General features: G+C 69.8%; 3 protein-coding genes and 1 pseudogene. 1 reads left to right on the forward strand and 3 read right to left on the reverse strand.

All coding sequences use genetic code 11. The annotated features are described in order from the left end of the window. A pseudogene (locus JMF90_RS30875) lies at nucleotides 1-154 on the reverse strand (hypothetical protein); the annotation flags it as partial. Nucleotides 155-429: 275 nt separating this feature from the next. Here JMF90_RS30875 and JMF90_RS30880 point away from each other — a divergent pair. Beyond that, nucleotides 430-1,311: a GyrI-like domain-containing protein gene (locus JMF90_RS30880; RefSeq protein ID WP_011546782.1), complete on the forward strand. Its 882-nt coding sequence runs from the start codon at nucleotides 430-432 to the stop codon at nucleotides 1,309-1,311. 158 nt (nucleotides 1,312-1,469) lie between these two features. Here JMF90_RS30880 and JMF90_RS30885 read toward each other — a convergent pair whose 3' ends face one another. Together JMF90_RS30885 and JMF90_RS30890 are read right to left on the reverse strand one after the other, a co-directional pair. Continuing rightward, the gene (locus JMF90_RS30885; protein WP_054928217.1) at nucleotides 1,470-1,853 is read right to left on the reverse strand and encodes a zinc ribbon domain-containing protein; all 384 of its coding nucleotides are present in this window, start codon (nucleotides 1,851-1,853) and stop codon (nucleotides 1,470-1,472) included. Between the two features lie 10 nt (nucleotides 1,854-1,863). Then, nucleotides 1,864-3,099, reverse strand: a 1,236-nt coding sequence (locus JMF90_RS30890) for a heavy metal translocating P-type ATPase (protein WP_201325863.1), incomplete at its 5' end; no start/stop codon positions are given.

The raw sequence follows: 3,099 nt of genomic DNA on the forward strand, positions 1-3,099 counted from the left end.
CGACCTTCAGCGCGTTGAGCAGCCGGAGCGCACCGGCCCGCACCGCGACGGCGATCAGCCAGCCGATCACCAGGATGCCGATCGCGCCGGCGATCTTGGGCAGGTATCCGCCTAGCGTGGCCTGCAGCGACGTGATGAAGCTGGAAGCATCCATTTCTTCTTCTCCCGAAAACGTGGTGTGGCGATTGAACATCGACGAACGACCTGCGTAATTCGAAAAGCGTGCTGCTCCGTCCGGGCAACTTACCCGAGAAAAATGACGCGTTCACCCGATTTCACCGTCTTTAACTTTAGTCATAGATCCCGGAGGGGCAAGACCCCATTTCGTTGAACTCAAAAAGGGCCGCATCGACGGGTGTCCGGCATTTCCGCAAGATTTGTCCATTCTGCCCGTGCTACCGTGGCGTCGGTTCCAGCCCGGACACGCCGATGACTCCAGCCGAAACGAAAACCGACCCGCCCGCGTGGGTGCGCTACGCGGCAAGCGTGGCGCGGGTCCACGCGTACATCAGCGCGCATCTCGACGGCCCGCTCGACCTGAACCGGCTCGCCGAAGTCGCGTGCCTGTCGCCGTATCACTGGCAGCGCGTCTACCGCGCGCTGTACGGCGAGTCGATCGTGCTGACCGTGCGGCGGATGCGGATCGTGCGGGCGTCCGAGGATCTGGTCTGCACCGCGCGGCCGCTCGATGAAATCGCGCGGCGCGCGGGCTACGGGTCGACGCACGCATTCGCGCGGGCGTTTCGCGACGCGTACGGCGTGCTGCCCGCGCAGCACCGGCGCACCGGCACCCACCGGCCGATTTATCCACTACAGCGAGGAGAGGCAGACATGTTCAAGCACGAGGTCGAGATCCGGCGCCTGCCGGAACTGCGCGGCTACGCGGTAACGCACACCGGTGCGTACATGAAGGTGGGGGACGCGTTCGGGCGGATCGGCGCGTGGGTGGGGCAGCACGGGCTGATCGGGCCGGGCGCGAAGATGATCGGGATTTTCTACGACGATCCGGACACGACGCCCGAAGCGCAGTTGCGCGCGAAAGCGTGCTTCATGCCGGCCGACGGCGCGCCGGACGTCGCACCCGTGCCGCCGGTCGAGCGGGTGACGATCGCCGGCGGCGAATACGCGGTGCTGCTGCATACGGGGCCGTATGCGGACCTGAAAACGGCCTACCAGTGGCTGTACGGCGACTGGCTGCGCCACTCGGGCCGCGAAGCCGCCGACGCGCCGCCGTTCGAGCTATACCTCAATACGCCGATGGATACGGCGCCGGCCGACCTGCGCACCGAAATTCACCTGCCGCTGCGCTGAGCGACGGGTGTGCCGTGGCGCCGTGCATCTGGACGGACCGCGACGATATTGCTGGTGCGAGGATGCACGAGACGACATCGGGCATGCCGGTGCGCCGGCCTTGAACGCAGCGCGCCGGCTCGTGCGTATGCGTAGCCGGCGCGAATTCGCGGAGATCCTCAAGCAGCCTGCGTCCCGCAGCCGGGACAGAACCGCGCGTCGGCCGCCAGCGCCGCATGGCAGCGGCTGCACGCCTTGCCGCGTTGCGCCGCGCCGCACTGCGCGCAGAAGCGTGCATCCGCTGCGTTGAGCGCGCCGCAGCCCGCGCACGCGAGCTGGCTCAGCGGCACGTTGCCGCGCTGGCCGCCTTGCCCGCCACCGGCGTCGGCCGGCGCCTGCCAGCCCCAGCCGTGGCGATCGCGCCCGCGCGCATCGTGGCCGCCCAGGCGCGACCCGCCGTGATGCCCGCCACCGTGGCCGCCATGGCCCCCGTTTCCGCTATTGCCGTGCCCGCTGCCGTGGCCGCCGCCATGGCCGCCGAGTATCCGTTTCAGAAAGCTCATCGTCCGCTCCTCAACGCTTGGCCGGTGCGCCGCCAAACGCCCCGGAGGACGACAGCAGCCGCAAGCCGTTGGCCACGACGATCAGGCTCGCGCCCGCGTCGGCGAAGACGGCCATCCACATCGTCCCGAGCCCCGCGACCGTGAGGCCGAGGAACACGACCTTCACGCCGAGCGCGAAGCCGATGTTCTGCACCAGCACGCGGTGCGTCGCGCGCGACAGCCGCACGAATGCGGGAATCTTGCGCAGGTCGTCGTCCATCAGCGCGACGTCGGCCGTCTCGATCGCCGTGTCGGTGCCCATCGCGCCCATCGCGAAGCCGATGTCGGCGCGCGCGAGCGCCGGCGCATCGTTGATCCCGTCGCCGACCATCCCGACCGCGCCCGCGCCGCCCGCCGCCAGTTCCTCGACCGCCGCGAGCTTGTCTTCCGGCAACTGGTTGCCGCGCGCGTCGTCGATGCCCGCCTGCCTGGCGATCGCCAGCGCGGTATGCGGGTTGTCGCCCGTCAGCATCGCGGTGCGGATGCCGAGCGCGTGCAGATCCGCGATCGCGTCGCGGCTCGTGTCCTTGATCGTGTCGGCCACCGCGAAGATGCCGAGCACGCGCGTGGCGTCGACCAGCACGACGACGCTCTTGCCCTGCCGCTCCAGCGCGTCGAGCTTCGCCTCGAGAGCCGTCGAGCAGCGCTCGAGTTCCTCGACGAGGCGGTGATTGCCGAGCCAGTAGCGCGTGCCGTCGATCGTGCCGCGCACGCCGCGCCCGACGATCGCTTCGAAGTCCTGCACGTCGGCGAAGGCCGCCGTGCCGGCGGCGCGGGCCGCGGCGGCAATCGCCTGCGACACCGGGTGATCGGAGCGCGCCGCGAGGCTCGCGCCGAGGTGCCGCACGCGCGCCGCGTCGGCATCGTCCGCATGCACGTCGAAGTCGGTCTGCACCGGCTTGCCGTGCGTGATCGTGCCGGTCTTGTCGAGCGCGAGCCACGCGAGCTTGCGCCCTTCTTCCAGATAGACGCCGCCCTTCACGAGAATCCCGCGCCGCGCCGCGGCCGCGAGCCCCGACACGATCGTCACCGGCGTCGAGATCACCAGCGCGCACGGGCAAGCGATCACGAGCAGCACGAGCGCGCGGTAGATCCAGTCGTGCCATGCGCCGCCCATCACGAGCGGCGGCACCACCGCGACCAGCAGCGCGACCGCGAATACGATCGGCGTGTAGACGCGCGCGAACTGGTCGACGAAGCGCTGCGT

It is taken from the genome of Burkholderia sp. E168m23 (genome assembly GCF_016586125.1).
Lineage (GTDB): Bacteria > Pseudomonadota > Gammaproteobacteria > Burkholderiales > Burkholderiaceae > Burkholderia > Burkholderia orbicola.

Excerpts from the sequence above, each read along its gene's own strand:
- JMF90_RS30880 (WP_011546782.1), top strand. The coding sequence starts at position 430 with ATGACTCCAGCCGAAACGAAAACCGACCCGCCCGCGTGGGTGCGCTAC.
- JMF90_RS30885 (WP_054928217.1), bottom strand. The coding sequence starts at position 1,853 with ATGAGCTTTCTGAAACGGATACTCGGCGGCCATGGCGGCGGCCACGGC.